Raw genomic sequence first — 17,313 nt, forward strand, 5'->3', positions numbered from 1 at the left:
ATGGAAAAACACAGTTATAATTTAAGTTTAGAATGGACAGGAGATAGAAAAGGGATTTTATCATCACCTGAATTTCCATCTACAATTGAGGTGGTTACACCTCCTGAATTTGATAAAGGAATCGCAGGCCATTGGTCTCCTGAACATTTATTTACCGCTTCGGTTTTAAGTTGTTTTATGACTACTTTTTTAGCCATTGCTGACTATTCCAAGCTAGAATACGAAAAATTTGAATGCAAAGCAGAAGGAGTTTTAGAATCGGTTGAAGGAAAATTCTTGATGACAGAAATTATTTTAAAACCAATAGTGTACATCAAAAATCAAGAGCAGATAGAAAAAACTGAACGCATTTTGCACAAATCAGAAAAGGCGTGTTTGATTTCTAATTCGATTATTTCAAATGTGGTTTTAGATTTTAAAGTGAAGGTAATGTAATTTTTATAAATAGGTTGTTGTAAAGGTTGTTTCCAGTTTTGGAGACAACCTTTTTTATTAAACAATTGTTAATAATAAAGATAAAAATATCCTTTTTTATGATTGTAATCATACTTTTAAGCGGCTCAATTTCAGAAATTTGTAGTAATAATTTTAATATTAAAAATCATGAACAAATCAATTTTACTTGTTTTATCTCTTGCTTTAGCTATAGCATGTGGTAAAAAAGAAGCGTCTGCTGAAGATAATTATCAGCCTGGTGGAGGCGAAGCTACAACTGAAGCAGCAGATCCTGCATCGTATGATCCAAAACGAGGTGAAGGAAAATACGATACCGTTGAGTTAGGAGCAACTTTAGATCAAGCGATGGCCACAAAAGGTGAAGAAGTTGCAGGTGTAAAATGTACATCGTGTCATAAAATGACAGATGAAAAATTAGTTGGACCAGGATGGAAAGGAGTAACCGAAAGAAGAACTCCTCAATGGATTATGAACTTCATTACCAATCCAGATCCTATGATTGACAAAGACCCAGAAGTGCAAGCTCAACTTGAGATTTGTTTGGTTCGTATGCCTAATCAAGGTGTTTCTGATGATGAAGCCAGAGGAATTTTGGAATACATGCGTCAAAACGATGGTGTGAAATAAATGAATAAGGATGTTGGATCGGGTGAAAGTGACTCAACATCCCAAATTTTAATTACATATATCATGAAAAATAAATTTGTACAAGCAATTCTAGTAATTGTATTGGGAAGTGCTTTGGTTACTTCATGTAAACCAAAAAATTCAGGGGATGCCGTGAGTGGAGATGCTGCCCAACGTGTCTATGTGGCACCTGGTAAATACGATGAATTTTATAATTTCGTATCTGGTGGTTTTAGTGGTCAAATGAGTGTTTATGGACTTCCAAGCGGTAGAATGTTGAAGGTTGTTCCTATTTTCTCTGTTGATCCTGAAAGTGGATGGGGTTTTAGTGAAGAAACAAAACCTATGTTAAACACTTCAGAAGGTTTTATTCCTTGGGATGATCAACATCACTTAGAGTTATCTCAAACTAACGGTGAAGTTGATGGTAGATGGATATTTGCTAATGCAAACAACACACCACGTATCGCAAGAGTTGATTTAAAACGTTTTAAAACCTCAGAAATTATTGAGTTACCAAACTCTGCTGGTAACCACTCTTCACCTTTTATTACTGAAAACACAGAATATGTAGTTGCTGGAACTCGTTTTGGTGTACCTGGGGATTACGATAAAGGAGATGTGCCAATTAATACGTATAAAGAAAATTTTAAAGCTCACATCAGTTTTATTAAAGTAGATAAAGAATCTGGTAAAATGGATTTATCTTTCCAATTACGTTTACCAGGTGTGAATTTTGACCTTTCCCATGCTGGTAAAGGAAAATCTCATGGATGGTTTTTCTTCACTTGTTACAATTCTGAACAAGCAAATACCCTTTTAGAAGTAAATGCTTCTCAAAATGATAAAGATTTTATCATGGCTGTCAATTGGAAAAAAGCTGAAGAATATATCAAAGCTGGTAAAGGTAAAATTGAAAAAACAAAATATGCACATAACACATGGAATGACGAAACGCATACAGGAACTTCAGTAATTAAAGATGAAGTTTTAGTTTTAGACGCTATGGCAATGAAAGATATTTGTTATTTAATGCCATGCCCGAAATCACCTCATGGTTGTGATGTTGACCCAACAGGTGAATATATAGTGGGTTCTGGTAAATTAGCAGCATTAATTCCAGTATTTAGCTTTGATAAAATGGTAAAAGCTATTGGTAAAAAAGATTATGAAGGTGATTATGAAGGAATTCCAGTTTTAAAATACAATTCTGTTCTTCATGGAGAAGTTCAAAAACCAGGATTAGGACCTTTACATACTGAGTTTGATGGGAAAGGAAATGCTTATACCACATTCTTCGTATCTTCTGAAGTAGTGAAATGGGATATCAAAACATTAAAAGTTTTAGATAGAGTTCCAACTTATTACTCGGTAGGTCACTTATGTATTCCTGGTGGTGATTCAAAAAAACCTTTCGGAAAATATCTAATTGCGTATAACAAAATTACGAAAGACAGATATTTACCAACTGGTCCAGAATTAACACAATCTGCTCAATTATATGATATTAGTGGAGATAAAATGAAGCTATTATTAGATTTCCCAACTATTGGAGAACCACATTATGCTCAAGCAGCTCCAGCTGATTTGATTCGTAATAATGGACAGTTGAAATTTTACGATTTAAAAAACAATAAACATCCAAGAGTTGCCAAAGGTGAAAAGGAAACAAAAGTAGTTAGAGAAGGAAATAAAGTACATGTTTACATGACCATGATTCGTTCACACTTTTCTCCAGATAATATTGAAGGAATTAAAGTAGGAGATGATGTATATTTCCACATTACAAACCTTGAACAAGATTGGGATGTTCCTCATGGATTCTCAATTAGAAGAGCACAAACAGCTGAATTACTAATTATGCCAGGAGAGACTGCAACTTTAAATTGGAAACCATCTAAGGTTGGTATTGTTCCATTTTATTGTACAGACTTCTGTAGTGCATTACACCAAGAAATGTCAGGATACATTAGAGTTTCTCCTGCAGGAAGTAATGTGCCAATTAGTTATAGCTTAGGTACAAATTTACCAGCTTCTTCAACAAAATAATTTTTTTAGGGAGCAGGAATGCTCCCTAATTTTTTTCAACCAATAAAACAAAAAATCTTCACTTAAAACTATAATTAAAAGTCATTATTGTTTTTCTAATTGTAAGAAAAAATACAATAATTTATTTAAAACAATCTATGATTTTAACATAAAAATAGAAATCATGAAAGAAAACAATTTAACAATACTTTCTAAAGTTTTGTTAGTACTAGTAGGATTATTATTTATTGGTTCATTATTTGTGCCCATGTGGAGAATTGAATTAGATGCTCCACAATACCCAGAAGGACTAATGTTACAACTTCATGCAAATAAAATTGGTGGAGATGTTGATATAATAAATGGGTTAAATCACTACATTGGTATGGCAACTTTACATTCAGAAAACTTTTTTGAATTTACAGTTCTTCCTTATATTTTTGGTGCTTTTGCATTAACTTCATTAATTTTAGTATTCATTAACAATAGAAAAGCTGTTTTTGGCTTTCTTGTAATATTTATACTCTTTGTAATTCTTGCAGGATTTGATTTTTATAGATGGAATTACGAATATGGACATAATCTTGATCCTAATGCCGCAATAAAAGTACCTGGTATGGCTTATCAACCTCCATTAATTGGTTACAAACAGTTATTGAATTTTGGAGCGTATTCCATTCCAGATATAGGCGGATGGATGCTTGTAGGTGCTGGGATTTTATTATTTGCAATAGTTCTTAAAGAATTTAAATTTAAAAAATCAATATAAATGAAATGGTTATCTTATCTTTTAATCTTATTATTATCAGTTTCTTGTGTAACAAAAGAAGCAGAACCAATTAAGTTAAATTCAGACGCATGTGAGTTTTGTAAAATGAAAATTTCAGACGGAAAATTCGGAGCAGAATTAATTACTAATAAAGGAAGAATTTATAAGTTTGATGATATGCATTGTATGATTAGTTATCACAAAGAAAATCGAACAACAAATATTCAATCTTTTTATATTCATGATTTTAGTGAAAATAATATTTTGATTCCTGCTGAAACTGCTTTTTATGCGAAAGGAGGGGAGATTAATAGCCCAATGCGTGGCAATATAATTGCTGTAAAAACAGAGGAAGAAGCAAATATAGTAATTGAAAAATATAAAGCAAATCCAACATCTTGGAGTGAAATAATTAAATAAAATCAAATGAAATATTTTTTAATTATTTTCCTTTTTTTTTCACTTTCTCTAAAAGCCACCACTATTCACGTAGGTAAAAAATATGCAATTAAGTCTGTTAAAAGAGGAATTAGTTTAGCTAAAGTGGGTGATACAGTTATTGTACATAGTGGATGGTACAAAGAAGGAAATATAATAATTGATAAAAAAATTGTTTTTTTAGGAAAAGATTTACCTGTTTTAGATGGTGAAAAAAAGCATGAAGTTTTATCAATACACGCTGATAGTGTTGTAGTTGATGGTTTCAAGGTAATACGAAGCGCTTATGCAACTATTACAGATCCATGCGGCATCAAAGTTTACAATAAAAGTCATGTTTTAATTCAAAATAATGTTTTAGACGATAATTTTTTTGGAATATATCTACAAAATTCTCAAAACTGTATTATTAAAAATAATACGCTAAAGGCATATGGAAAAGAAGAGCAAAAATTAGGCAACGGAATTCATTGTTGGAAATCAAAAGATATTTTAATTATTGCTAATAGAATTGAAGGTCACCGAGACGGAATTTATTTCGAATTTGTTACGAATTCCGTAATTTGGAGAAATATTGCTAATAACAACATACGATACGGATTACATTTCATGTTTTCAAATGACGATGCTTATATTACTAATGTTTTTAAAAATAATGGTGCTGGAGTAGCTGTTATGTTTACCAAAAATGTAAAAATGTTCAATAACTATTTTGAGGAAAATTGGGGAGATTCGGCCTATGGGTTATTGCTGAAAGAAATTTCAGATAGTTATATTTTCAATAATCGATTCGCTCAAAATACTTCCGGAATTTACATGGAAGGAACTTCCCGAATTAAAGTAGAAAAAAACGTTTTTAAATCAAATGGTTGGGGAATGAAAATCCAAGCTAGTTGCATGGATAACGAAATTGTAAACAATAATTTTTTAAAAAACACTTTTGATATTAGTACCAATGGTAGCTTGGTTTTAAACACATTCAATGCTAATTATTGGGATAAATATGAAGGTTATGATTTAAATAAAGATGGGATGGGCGACGTTCCTTATCATCCGCTCAGTTTATTTGCTGTACTTACCGAAAACACGCCTTCTGCCATGTTGTTGTATCGAAGTTTTATGATAACGCTTTTAGATAAATCTGAAAAAGTATTACCTAGTATAACACCAGATAATTTTATTGATAATAAGCCCTTAATGAAGTCACTGCCACTATGATTGAGATAAAAGACCTGAATAAAAAGTTTGGAAAATTTGAAGTTTTAACGAACATCAATCTTTCTTGTAAAAAAGGAGAATGCATCGCTTTAATTGGTCCAAACGGATGTGGAAAAACCACTTTGATAAAAGCGGTTTTAGGAATGGTTCTGCCTGATACCGGAACAATTCATTTTAACGGAAACTCTGTTTTAGGAGAATATCTGTACAGAGAAAAAATTGGCTACATGCCACAGATTGGAAGATATCCAGATAATATGACTATTGGTCAAATTATTGAAATGATAAAAAAAATTCGAAATTCTTCTAACAATTTGGACGAAGATTTATTCAATGCTTTCGAATTAGAGAAAATGTTTGATAAGCAAATGCGAACTTTATCTGGTGGAACCACACAAAAAGTAAGTGCGGTTTTAGCGTTTCTTTTTAATCCAGATGTACTGATTTTAGACGAACCCACCGCAGGTTTAGATCCGCTAGCTGCTGAGGTATTGAAAGAAAAAATAATCAAAGAAAAAGAGAAAGGAAAATTGATTTTGATTACCTCGCATTTACTAAGTGAACTTGACGATTTAATTACTGAAATCATTTTCATGCAGGAAGGAAAAGTGCATTTTCATCAAAAAGTAGACGAATTAAAAGCGAATACCGGAGAAGAAAAAATATCAAAAGCCATTGCTAAAATTTTAAAGGACAAAAAAAATGAATCGAATAATTAAAATCATCTTATCAGACATCATCAGAAATAAGATTGTTCTAGCTTACACGCTGATTTTGTCAATTTTATCTTGGAGTTCTTTTGCATTGGAAGACAATTCTGCAAAAGGATTATTGACTATCTTAAACGTAATTTTATTTACAGTTCCATTGGTTTCTATATTATTCGCGACGATTTATTTGTACAACAGTGCCGAGTTTATTGAGCTTTTGCTAAGTCAGCCTATAAAAAGAAGAAAAATTTGGTTGAGTTTGTTTTTCGGACTTTCATCGGCTATGGTTTTTGCTTTTTTTATTGGAGCAGGGATTCCGTTATTGATTAATTCTCCAGATAGTATCGGTTTTATGATGTTGCTCAATGGATGTCTAATTTCGGTCATATTTGTTGCTTTGGCTTTTTTGAGTTCAATTTTAACACGAGATAAAGCAAAAGGAATTGGTTTAGCAATAATGATTTGGTTGTATTTCGCACTATTATTTGACGGAATGGTATTGTTTTTATTGTTTCAATTAGCCGAATATCCAATTGAAAATATGATGGTAGGTATTACCGCTTTTAGTCCGATAGATTTGGCGCGAATTCAAATTTTATTGCATTTAGATGTTTCAGCAATGATGGGGTACACCGGCGCTATATTTAAAGATTTCTTTGGTACATCCATTGGCTTAATTGTTTCTTTTGGATTGTTGAGTTTGTGGGCAATTATTCCCTTTTTCATTTCATTGCGAAAATTCAACAAGAAAGACTTATAACAGAAATTTGCTTTTCTACTAAATCAAATTGCAGTAATGAAAACAGATATAAGAAATAGAAAAGATATTGAACTTTTAGTAAATACTTTTTACGATACTATTAAAACCGATTCGGTAATAGGATTTCTGTTTACTGAAATTGCTAAAGTAAATTGGGATGAGCACTTGCCTAAAATGTACGATTTTTGGGAAAACATACTTTTTTACACCGGAAATTATAGCGGAAGTCCAATGCAAGTACATAAGGATTTACATAGTAAATGTCCTATGAGACCCGAACATTTCGAACATTGGGTACACTTGTTTACCGCTACCGTTGATACGTTATTTGAAGGTGAAAAAGCAACAGAAATTAAAGAAAGAGCACTCAATATTGCCAATGTAATCATGTATAAAACATTAAGTTAATATATCTTTATTAATAATTATCATAGCAAGCATATAAACAAAAAGCGTAAACTAGTAAAGTCTACGCTTTTTACCTTTATAAAAAAGATGAATTAATAATTGTTTCTTATTTTGGAAGTAAAATGTCACCAATTACATGAATAATTCCATTTGATGTTTCAATTGTAGCAACAATTTCAGATCCATTAACAAACGTTTTTTCTCCTTGTTTGGTAATTTTTACTTTCCCACCATATACCATATCAAATTCTTGACCATCTTGCATATATTCTGTTTTAAGTGAGCCTACATAAGTATGATAACCTAATACATTTTCTAAATCACCTTTTTTCTCTGGTTTTAATAACCCTTCAACGGTTCCAGCAGGTAATTTATCAAATGCTGCATTAGTAGGAGCAAAAACAGTAAAAGGTCCAGCGTTACTAAGAGAAGTTACTAATCCAGCCGCTTTAACTGCTGTTACTAATGTGGTGTGATCTTTACTTCCAGATGCAACTTGTACAATATTTGGATTTGATGTAGCATCAACCACATTTTCCTGTCCGCCAGATGGTACTTCAGTTGTTTCAGATGTAGACTCTGAAGTTGTTTCTTCGCCTTGTTTACAACCAAATGTAATTAGTAAACTGGCTAATAATAAAGTTTTAATGGAATTTTTCATAATGTACAATATGTAAAAATTTATATACACAAAGTACTTGATTATCTGAATATTATTTTATGAGTTGAATCATAAAAAATACTTTTTTATCTTTTTTTTGAATAAAAAGTTGTCCATAAAATACTTGTAAAAAGAAGTAAGGCAATCCCAAATAAACTTTCGTTTATGAAAGGGATTAAAGTGTAGCTTAATGATGCAACTCCTTGAATTCCCAAAACTACTTCATTTAAAATAACTCCAAGACTAAATAGAATCAGTCCTAAAATGGTTTTTTTATTTATTACTACAAAATTATTTGCATAAACGTAAAATAGAAGAAATAGCGAAATAATAGCTAATAAAATCAAATGCAAATAAGCAATCACAATTGGTCGAAAACCAAAAGCTAATTCACTTACTGCAGGGATAGTTGAACCTAATTGCAATAAAAATTTTACGCTTAAAGCCAAACTGATAAAAATAATTAAATATTTTAAGTATCCTGGAAGATTAACAAAGATGGATTTATTCTCTTTAATAATAGTTTTGAATAATAAATACCAAATAATTACTTGAACAACAGCAGAAATGGCAGTTATAATATAAATCCAAAGAGGTAAATTTAACCAAAGCGTTGATAAAAAATAACCCGCAATACATGACCAAAATAAAAGTATAAACGATTGAGAATAAATACGATTTGAACTAGTTGTGATTTTTAAATAATCCAATAATAATCCCATACAAGCAAAGAAAAACCAACCGTTATATTGAAAATGTAAATAATAATAAATGGAAGCCAAATATTCATTCTGATGGATGTTTTTGGTGGCCATCATAAAAGCCAATGCAAAAGTACCTAAAGAAGAAATTACATTAAAAAATAAAGCTGCTTTAAACCATTTTACAGCAATAGATTCTGTTTCAATTTGTTTACAATCTTTAAAAAATACATAAGCAAACCAATAAGAAACAAAAATTGAAAGGGTAGAAAAAGTAATTGAAACGGTGCCATATCCTTGAATAATAAATGAGAATAGCATCACATAAGAACAAATTAAATTTCCAATTAAAATAGAATTATATTTTTTAAAAATGATTTTATTCTTAAGGTCATATTTCTGTAGAAACGAAATAAGTAAGGTCATTAAAGTATGACTAACCCAACCAGCAAAGGCAAAATGAGAATGCGAATGTTGTAAACTTTTTTGATCAAGTAGTGGAAATTCGAAACCTATTTTATAGCGCATTAAAAGACCAAGAAGAGCTACTAAAAGTAGATTAAATATTGAAAATCGGATCCAAAATGATGTTTTAAACAGCATTAGTAATATAATTTATGATTAATAATTTCCACTTTATTTGTTTTACTCAATTTTGAAAGTTCTCTAATCACAGTTTCAACACGTAAACCAGTAAAGTTGGCGATTTCTTGTCTTGTAAATTCAACCAATTCTTTTTTAGGACAATTTGGATTTTTATGTGCATTTAAAAACGCAATGATTCTAAATTCAGGTTTTTGATTTACAATGTCTTTTGTGGTTCTAGCTTTAGTGTGAATTCGTTCGGCCATCAGATTCAAGAACTGTTTCTGAATAAATGGATATTCCTCTAAAATCCTTAAAAACTTCTCTTTCGAAATTTTAATTAGCTTAGAATCTTTAAAAGCTATCGCTGTTGATGGATAAACTTCATCAATAAATAAAGGAGGTTCTCCAAAACTCTGACCATTTTTAAAATAGCCTTGAGTAAATTCTTTTCCTTCTTCATTTGAATTGAACATTCTTACGCAACCCTCAATGATTTGATAATAAAAATTTGCCGATTCCTCTTCATAGAAAATAATTTCATTTTTCTTGTACTCTTTGGCAATAGCTCCCCAAGTAAATAATAAATCTAAATCTATCTGCATAAAGGAGTTAAGTTTAAGGCTTTATTTTTTTTAGATAAAGCACAAATTAATCTCAATAAAATTAAACAAAATATGACTGAAATCATATTAAACGCTAATTTATTTCATGTAAATTTGTTCCATGAAGCAATTACTAGTCATACTAACACTTTTAATGTTTTTAAAGCCAATACTTCCGGTTTTAGAATACGTGGTTAATTATGATTATATTGTTAATGAACTTTGTGAAAATAAATTGAAACCTGAACTAAAATGTAATGGGAAGTGTCATTTAACAAAAGAATTAGCAAAAGCTTCAGAAGGCAATTCTGATAATTCTTCTGATAAAAAAATAACTTTCGAGCAAACTGAAATTGTATTTTTTCAAGAAATTAAACCTATTGAGATTAGACAAATTTATTTTTTAAATAAAACTTCAATTGGTAACAATTATTCTAACTTATACTTTCACTTGAATGATTGTGCCTTCTTTCATCCGCCTACATTTATTTCTTAATTAAATATTGGTTTTTGTTAGTTCATTTTCTGAATTAACCCACTCAACTTATATCATAATTTCTCTGAAAAATCACATTTCAGATGCAATTACAATCACTTTAATTAAAAAATATAATGAAAACTTCAATAAAATATATTGTAGCCATTTTTGCTATGGCCTTAACTTTCGTGTCTTGTTCAAACGATGATGAAACTGCTGTAAATGAATTAGAAGGAATTACTAAATTTAAAGAAATCACTAACGATACACATACTATTGAATTGTATTCTCACATGGGAAGTTTAGAACAAGGATACAATGAAATTAGCTTAAGAATTAAAGACAACACTACAGACAAATACATTAAAAATGCAGAAGTGAGTTGGGCTCCACTTATGCACATGACTTCTATGTCGCATTCATGCCCATATTCAGCTGTGGAAAAAGTAACTGAAAATGGAACATTGTACGAAGGATATATCATGTTCCAAATGGCGCAAAACGATACAGAATATTGGGATTTAAAAATCGATTATACTATAAATGATGTTAATTATACTGTTACTTCTGTAATTGATGTGCCAGCTTCTACAAAACGAAAAGTAAATACATTTACGGGTTCAGATGGTGTTAAGTATTTAGTTGCTTACATTGAGCCTCATCATCCAAAAGTTGCAATTAATAACATGCAAGTTGGTGTTTGGAAAATGCAAAATATGATGACTTTCCCAGTTGTGGATGGTTATACTGTAAAAATCGACCCAAGAATGCCTAGTATGGGAAATCATACTTCTCCAAATAACGTTCATGCGACACAAGCTACTACTGGTGGATTATACGATGGAAAATTATCGTTAACTATGACGGGGTATTGGAAAATAAATCTACAATTAGCAAATGCAGAAGGAACTGTTTTAAAAGGAGAAGAGATAACAGAAACCGTTACTGCTAGTAGTATTTTCTTTGAAATTGAATTCTAATAATCTCATCTAAAAAAAGGTCATTATCTCTTTTAGTAATGACCTTTTTTTAAAAAATACTTATCATGAAAAAATTAGTAGTATTTTTTCTGTTATTTTCCTTTTATTTTTCATTCAGTCAGGAAGTAGAATCTCTAAAAACCAAAGAACTTAAAGAAGTTTTGGTGGTGGGAACAAAAGCACCATTGCATGAAAAACAAGGAAAAACACTCGCTACTTTAGACGAATTTTTGCAAAAATCAACCAAAGTAGATTTAATTAAAAGAGGTGCTTATGCTTGGGAACCTATTATTAATGGTATGGCATCCGAACGCACTGTCATAACTATTGACGGAATGCGAATTTTTGGCGCCTGTACTGATAAAATGGACCCAGTAACTTCGTATGTTGAAGTATCTAATTTATCAGAAGCTACGATTTCATCAGGACAACAAGGAAGTTGTCATGGAAATACGATTGGTGGTTCAATAGATTTAAAAAGAAGCCAACGCCAATTTACCAATTCAGGTTGGGAATTCTTCGTCAACTCAGGTTATGAAACGAATAATCGTCAAAAAATCATTGGTTCAGCAATCAATTTTGCCGATAGTTTGTTTTATGTAGATACTGATGTAATGTATCGCGATGCCGAAAATTATAAAGCAGGAAATGATAAAGAAATTCATTTTTCACAGTTCAGAAAATTGAATTTATCGGCTACTTCAGGTTATCGATTGGCTCCTAATAAAAACATTGAAGCTTCTGTAATTTTTGATAGAGCTACCGATGTTGGTTATCCTGCATTACCAATGGATGTTTCTTTGGCGGAAGCTTTAATTACTTCGGTAAAATTCAATTACAAACCTAATTTGGAGCAAATCGAATATTGGGAAACCAAACTCTATTTCAATACAATTACGCACACCATGGACGACACCAAACGTCCTGATGTCCCTATTCACATGGACATGCCAGGTTGGAGTGATACCTATGGTTTTTATTCAAAAATCAATGGAAAATATAAAAAACATCAATTTTTAGGCAATTTGAATTCGTTTTATAATCGTTCCGTTGCCGAAATGACGATGTATCCATCCGATCCAAACGAAAACTTAATGTTTATGTTCACTTGGCCTGATGTTCGTACGTTGTATTCTGGAATTTATTTGGAAGATAATTACGAAATCAATTGCCATTCTAATTTGAAATTAACTGCGAATTTGGGATTTCATAATAACAATGTAGCAAGTGATTTTGGCTTACAAAGTTTACAGATTTTCTATCCTGAAATGGAAGCTTCAAATTCTCGATTCCTAAAAAGTATTTCGACTAATTATTTCTATAACAAAGACGGGATTTCGTATGGTTTTGGAATGGGGTATGGCGAACGCGCTCCATCGGTTTCGGAAGGTTATGGGTTTTATCTGTTCAATAGTTTTGACGGATTTGATTATATTGGGAATCCAAATTTAAAAAATGAAAAATCGTTAGAAGGAAATGCGACTATTGGCTACAAAAAAGCACAATGGCAAACTAAAATTTCGGCTTCCTATTTTCATATTTACGATTATATCATCGGAATTCCGGATGCTTCGGTAGCGCCTATGACTATTGGTGCCAATGGAATTAAAGTATATACCGCTTTAGATTTTGCTACTATTTTTTCTTCCGATTTTACAGTTAGTTATCAATTTTCAGATGATTGGATTTGGAAAGGACAATTGGTGTATAACTTAGGAAAGGACAATGAAAGCAAAGGATTGCCTTTTATGAGTCCGTTTAACTACATGACTTCTTTAGGATTTAGACCAGGAAAATTTACCTCTGAAATAATTTTAAAAGGGAATGCCACACAAACCGAATACAATACTTTTTATGGAGAAGACAAAACGCCTGATTATGTGATATTGAACACTAACTTTGGTTACAAATTTACTTTTGATAAAGCTAAATTAGTACTCAACACAGGTGTTGAAAACGTTTTCGATTCCAATTATACTACCTACACCGATTGGAAAAATCTTCCAAGAATGGGACGAAATATCTTTATAAATTTGATGTTTCAGTTTTAAAAATACTACAAATTAGAAGAATTGGTTTTATAGCGATTTCAAGAAAGTTTCCCCTGATTTGATGCCTAAAGCTAATTCTTCTAAATTAGTGGTTTCTAACATGTGAGCCAGTTCATTTCTTATACTTTTAAATTTATCATGTACTGGACAAGGATGCGTTTCTGAACATTGTGATAAACCTAATCCACAACCATGAAAAACAGCATCACCATCAATTGCGTTAACAATTTCAACTAAAAAAGTTGTAGCAATCCGTTTTTTTGGAATATAAAATCCGCCATTAACACCTTTAACAGAATCAATGATTCCAGCTTTAACCAATATTTGTAGAATTTTGGCCGTAAAAGCTTGTGGTGAATCAATTTCTTTAGAGATATCAACAAAACCTACTTTTTTTTCTTCTAAAGAATGTTTGGCAATAAATATGGTAGCTTTTATAGCATAATTACATGATTTTGAAAACATAATCGGTTGTTAATTATAAAATTAAGTGCCAAATATACAATGTAATTAGTATTAATAGGATGATTTTTATCATCACTTTTTCAATTAAATATTCTTTAATAAGGAAAATCGAATTTGTTTTTTTTCCAAGATTTGACAAACAAATACACGATAAAAGTTCCCATACTTAAAAATAAAATCGTTCCAAATATAATGAATAGCAATACCCAATTTCCACTAGAACTACTCATTTTGTTAAAGCTTTCATTAGCTAAACCGGCTTGCCATATCGCACGATGAATTCCCATCCCAATCAATGAACTCAGAAAAAGGAAGAGTGTACCTTGTACTACCCAAAAGGTAATGGTACCAAATTGTTTCCATTTACTGTTATTAAAAGTAGGTTTTATGAAATAAAAGGCAGCAGCAATGATAATCATGGTGTTAATTCCAATGGTGGTTCCCATCGCATGAGCCACTGTAATGTGTGTTCCGTGTGTGAACAAGTTAATCGCGGGAATTGACATAAATAGCGCAAGTGTTAAGTTAATGGTTACCCAATAATCAGCGGCCATTAAAAAGCGGTATGGGAAGAAATAATAAAATTGCTTATTTTCTTTAATTTGTTTGCTCCATTTATAAAAAATGCGAATCAAGATAATCCATTCGGTCATACTCACGGCATAGGCAATGTAATGAATGAATTTTTCGGTTGGAAGCAAGTAAATATGATGTCCCCAATTGAACATCAAATTAAACATTCCTAAAAAATACATCGCAAATGATAGTTTTTGGTAGGACGATTTTTCGTCCCCACTAATTTTTTCCATCAAGTAAAATGCAACACCATAAATGATTTGATTTATAGCACCCACGAGCGAACCATTTACTTTCCACTGAATGGTCATATCGGCAATAAAATGCTTTCTGAAATAAGGAAAAATCCACAAATAATTTTCAATGAAAGTAAAAATAAAGAATACCAATCCGGTTAGCCACATCCAATAATATACAGGCCATTTTACTTTAAATCCAATTTGATGAATATAGAACACCAAGAAGACAATGAAAGAGATAAAAATAGGTAAAGCCCACACTGGATTGAATTCCCAATATTCTCTTCCTCCAAAATCACCTGTAAAGTAACTGTAGAAAATCCCAGTTAAAGCAATTATCCAAAGCGTAAAATGAATGTATTGTAGAAAGGTACCAAACTGTGAAGTTCTTTTTTTCTGAATGATTAAAGTTAAAAAACCTAAGCCCGCTGTTATGATGCCTAAATAGGCACTACTCACATGAAGTGGTCGAAGCGATAAAAATCCCATTACACCCGATTTTGGTTCGGTTATTCTGTAGCTTTCGGAAGCTAAATGTCCAAAAAAAAGTCCTGCTAACAATAATAACAAGGCGATTCTGATGAGCCAAATTCCAATATTTTTCATTTCTTTTCTAAGCTAAAAGTTCCTAGTATTTCAGGCTGATAATCCTGCGGATTTGAAGTTCCCGATTGATCTACATTTTTTAAAAATTGCAAAAGCGCGTTCATTTCCTCTTCCGATATTTTAAAGGCTGGCATTTGCTTAACACCTGATTTTACTATTGCTCTAATGTAATATTCGTTATTGCCACTTCTGGAATATACATTCGTTAAATCGGGACCCAAATAACCGCCTAAACCATACAATTGATGACACGTATGACAGTTGTATTTCTGCCAAACCAATCGTCCTTCGGCTACTAAATGAAGTTCTTTTTCAGAATATTGACTTGGACTAAAAAGCGGAATAGTATAAATCCAAACGCTAAACGCTATGAAACAAACGAAGAGCACAAAAAAAATGCGTTTTGGATGGGCAAATAGGTTCAGCATTACGAAATAGTTTTTTCTTTTTTAACAGATTTTGCTCGGTATCTTTTGGGTAAACTATCTTTTAAAATTATTTCAGCCGTTTGAATCAAATTATAAGTTTCACACAAAAACGGATGTGAATTATAATTTTTGAATTTCTTTTTTAAGCGTTTGCTCATCTCGGTTACCATTTCAAATACTTTTTCGGTGTTTTTGATATTTTCATATAATGAATCATATTTCATGAAATGTTGTAGTTGATTTCTAAATTGTAAGATTTCATCATGATGAATATTTTTATAGCGAATAGGAGTTATTATAGCTTTACTGTTTTTAACGTCGTCAATAGTAGCTTCAAGATTTTTAGCTAAATCATGCGCATAAACAATCGCTTCTAATAATGAATTGGATGCCAATCGATTCGCACCATGAAGTCCGGTGTGAGAACATTCTCCGATTGCAAACAATTGTTTGATAGAAGTAGCTCCCGTTTCATCCACCACAATTCCGCCACATTGATAATGCGCAGCTGGAGTTATCGGAATTAAATCTTTGGAAACATCAATACCATTTTCAAAACAATAATTATAAACCTTTGGAAATTTCGTTTTGAAAGTTTCTATCGGTAAATGTCTTACATCGAGCCAAACGTGTTTAGAATGTTCTTTCTTCATTTCGTCAGAAATGGCTTTCGAAACAATATCTCGAGTTGCTAATTCACCATCAGGATGATATTCGAAAACAAAACGCTCCATTTCATGATTTAAAATATGAGCTCCAAATCCTCGAATCGCTTCGGTAATTAAGAAAGCCTGACTTTTATTGGGTTCGTAAAGCGCTGTGGGATGGAATTGAAAGTATTTCATTTTTTCCAACTTAGCACCTGCTCGATACGCCATCGCCACGCCATCTCCTGTAGAAACAAATGGATTAGAAGTAACCCCAAACACTTGTCCTGAACCACCAGTTGCTAAAATGGTTGCTTTTGCTACGATGGAAGTCACTTCACTTTTTTCATCAAATCCAATGATTCCGATGCATTTTTGATTATCTAGCAAAACATCTGTGGCAAAAAAAGAAGTTCTTATGGTAACATTCGCCAAATTTTGAACGACTTGAATCAACTTGGTTTCAATTTCTAATCCTGTTTTGTCTTTGTGATGTACAATACGATTTTGAGAATGGCCGCCTTCTAATCCTAAATCCAATTCGCCTGAATTATTCTTATCTAATTCCACGCCCCATTGAATCAATTCTTGCAATCGGGCAGGAGCTTCTGTAATCACATGTTCGACTACTTTTTTATCGCAAATGCCTTTTCCTGCAAGTAAGGTGTCTTGAATATGTTGTTGGTAACTGTCTTTGATAAAGTCGTGTACTACGGCAATTCCGCCTTGAGCGTAATAGGTATTGCACTCGTCAATGGAAGTTTTGCTAAGTAAGGTGATTTGTAGGTTTGGATTTTGTTCACTGAGATATTTCGCTAGAGATAATCCTGCTAATCCTGTGCCTACTATTAATATATCTGTTTCTAAATTTTGCATG

At 31.8% G+C, this 17,313-nt stretch carries 19 protein-coding genes; 12 read left to right on the top strand and 7 right to left on the bottom strand.

The genetic code is table 11. The annotated features are described in order from the left end of the window. From AAEO58_RS09835 to AAEO58_RS09875, 9 genes are all read left to right on the top strand, one after another. Positions 1-435: an OsmC family protein gene (locus AAEO58_RS09835; RefSeq protein ID WP_341683241.1), complete on the top strand. Its 435-nt coding sequence runs from the start codon at positions 1-3 to the stop codon at positions 433-435. Between the two features lie 168 nt (positions 436-603). Next, positions 604-1,083, top strand: a complete 480-nt coding sequence (locus AAEO58_RS09840; RefSeq protein WP_291138447.1) for a c-type cytochrome — start codon at positions 604-606, stop codon at positions 1,081-1,083. Positions 1,084-1,146: 63 nt separating this feature from the next. Beyond that, positions 1,147-3,132 (top strand): Sec-dependent nitrous-oxide reductase, encoded by a 1,986-nt coding sequence (gene nosZ, locus AAEO58_RS09845; RefSeq protein WP_341683242.1) that lies wholly within the window; start codon positions 1,147-1,149, stop codon positions 3,130-3,132. Between the two features lie 163 nt (positions 3,133-3,295). Then, positions 3,296-3,880, top strand: coding sequence for a hypothetical protein (locus tag AAEO58_RS09850; RefSeq protein WP_341683243.1), 585 nt, complete (start codon positions 3,296-3,298; stop codon positions 3,878-3,880). Continuing rightward, positions 3,881-4,300, top strand: coding sequence for a nitrous oxide reductase accessory protein NosL (locus AAEO58_RS09855; protein WP_341683244.1), 420 nt, complete (start codon positions 3,881-3,883; stop codon positions 4,298-4,300). It abuts the gene before it with no gap. 6 nt (positions 4,301-4,306) lie between these two features. Next, positions 4,307-5,536 carry a nitrous oxide reductase family maturation protein NosD gene (locus tag AAEO58_RS09860; RefSeq protein ID WP_291138459.1) on the top strand — a complete coding sequence of 410 codons (1,230 nt, stop codon included), beginning with the start codon at positions 4,307-4,309 and terminating at the stop codon, positions 5,534-5,536. Beyond that, complete coding sequence (locus AAEO58_RS09865) at positions 5,533-6,255, top strand: ABC transporter ATP-binding protein (protein ID WP_341683245.1); 723 nt, start codon at positions 5,533-5,535, stop codon at positions 6,253-6,255. Before AAEO58_RS09860 ends, AAEO58_RS09865 begins: the two co-directional genes overlap by 4 nt. Then, positions 6,239-7,006 (top strand): ABC transporter permease subunit, encoded by a 768-nt coding sequence (locus AAEO58_RS09870; protein WP_341683246.1) that lies wholly within the window; start codon positions 6,239-6,241, stop codon positions 7,004-7,006. The genes AAEO58_RS09865 and AAEO58_RS09870 overlap by 17 nt, the downstream gene beginning before the upstream one ends. Before the next feature lie 36 nt (positions 7,007-7,042). Then, on the top strand, positions 7,043-7,414 hold the full coding sequence (locus AAEO58_RS09875; protein ID WP_291138468.1) for a group III truncated hemoglobin: 372 nt from the start codon (positions 7,043-7,045) through the stop codon (positions 7,412-7,414). 106 nt (positions 7,415-7,520) lie between these two features. Here AAEO58_RS09875 and AAEO58_RS09880 read toward each other — a convergent pair whose 3' ends face one another. The 3 genes from AAEO58_RS09880 to AAEO58_RS09890 form a co-directional block, all read right to left on the bottom strand. After that, positions 7,521-8,075, bottom strand: a complete 555-nt coding sequence (locus tag AAEO58_RS09880; RefSeq protein WP_341683247.1) for a fasciclin domain-containing protein — start codon at positions 8,073-8,075, stop codon at positions 7,521-7,523. An 86-nt stretch (positions 8,076-8,161) separates the two neighbouring features. Beyond that, a complete protein-coding gene (locus AAEO58_RS09885; protein WP_291138473.1) occupies positions 8,162-9,379 on the bottom strand; it encodes a hypothetical protein in 1,218 nt (405 codons plus the stop codon). Further along, positions 9,379-9,966: a Crp/Fnr family transcriptional regulator gene (locus tag AAEO58_RS09890; RefSeq protein WP_341683248.1), complete on the bottom strand. Its 588-nt coding sequence runs from the start codon at positions 9,964-9,966 to the stop codon at positions 9,379-9,381. The genes AAEO58_RS09885 and AAEO58_RS09890 overlap by 1 nt, the downstream gene beginning before the upstream one ends. 121 nt (positions 9,967-10,087) lie before the next feature. Here AAEO58_RS09890 and AAEO58_RS09895 point away from each other — a divergent pair, with 121 nt between their 5' ends. From AAEO58_RS09895 to AAEO58_RS09905, 3 genes are all read left to right on the top strand, one after another. Further along, a complete protein-coding gene (locus tag AAEO58_RS09895) occupies positions 10,088-10,462 on the top strand; it encodes a hypothetical protein (protein ID WP_341683249.1) in 375 nt (124 codons plus the stop codon). A 116-nt stretch (positions 10,463-10,578) separates the two neighbouring features. Further along, complete coding sequence (locus AAEO58_RS09900; protein WP_341683250.1) at positions 10,579-11,424, top strand: hypothetical protein; 846 nt, start codon at positions 10,579-10,581, stop codon at positions 11,422-11,424. A 65-nt stretch (positions 11,425-11,489) separates the two neighbouring features. Further along, positions 11,490-13,475, top strand: a complete 1,986-nt coding sequence (locus AAEO58_RS09905) for a TonB-dependent receptor plug domain-containing protein (protein WP_341683251.1) — start codon at positions 11,490-11,492, stop codon at positions 13,473-13,475. A 27-nt stretch (positions 13,476-13,502) separates the two neighbouring features. Here AAEO58_RS09905 and AAEO58_RS09910 read toward each other — a convergent pair whose 3' ends face one another. The 4 genes from AAEO58_RS09910 to nadB all read right to left on the bottom strand — a co-directional run bounded on the left by AAEO58_RS09910 (position 13,503) and on the right by nadB (position 17,312). Continuing rightward, positions 13,503-13,940 carry an RrF2 family transcriptional regulator gene (locus AAEO58_RS09910; RefSeq protein WP_264369705.1) on the bottom strand — a complete coding sequence of 146 codons (438 nt, stop codon included), beginning with the start codon at positions 13,938-13,940 and terminating at the stop codon, positions 13,503-13,505. A gap of 95 nt (positions 13,941-14,035) precedes the next feature. Beyond that, a complete protein-coding gene (locus AAEO58_RS09915) occupies positions 14,036-15,361 on the bottom strand; it encodes a cbb3-type cytochrome c oxidase subunit I (protein ID WP_341683252.1) in 1,326 nt (441 codons plus the stop codon). Then, entirely contained in the window at positions 15,358-15,789 is a 432-nt protein-coding gene (locus AAEO58_RS09920) for a c-type cytochrome (protein WP_341683253.1), read from the bottom strand. Before AAEO58_RS09920 ends, AAEO58_RS09915 begins: the two co-directional genes overlap by 4 nt. Next, positions 15,789-17,312, bottom strand: a complete 1,524-nt coding sequence (gene nadB / locus AAEO58_RS09925) for an L-aspartate oxidase (RefSeq protein WP_341683254.1) — start codon at positions 17,310-17,312, stop codon at positions 15,789-15,791. The genes AAEO58_RS09920 and nadB overlap by 1 nt, the downstream gene beginning before the upstream one ends. Position 17,313: the final 1 nt, after the last annotated feature.

Origin of the sequence: Flavobacterium helocola (assembly GCF_038289885.1) — a bacterium.
Taxonomy (GTDB): domain Bacteria; phylum Bacteroidota; class Bacteroidia; order Flavobacteriales; family Flavobacteriaceae; genus Flavobacterium; species Flavobacterium cheniae.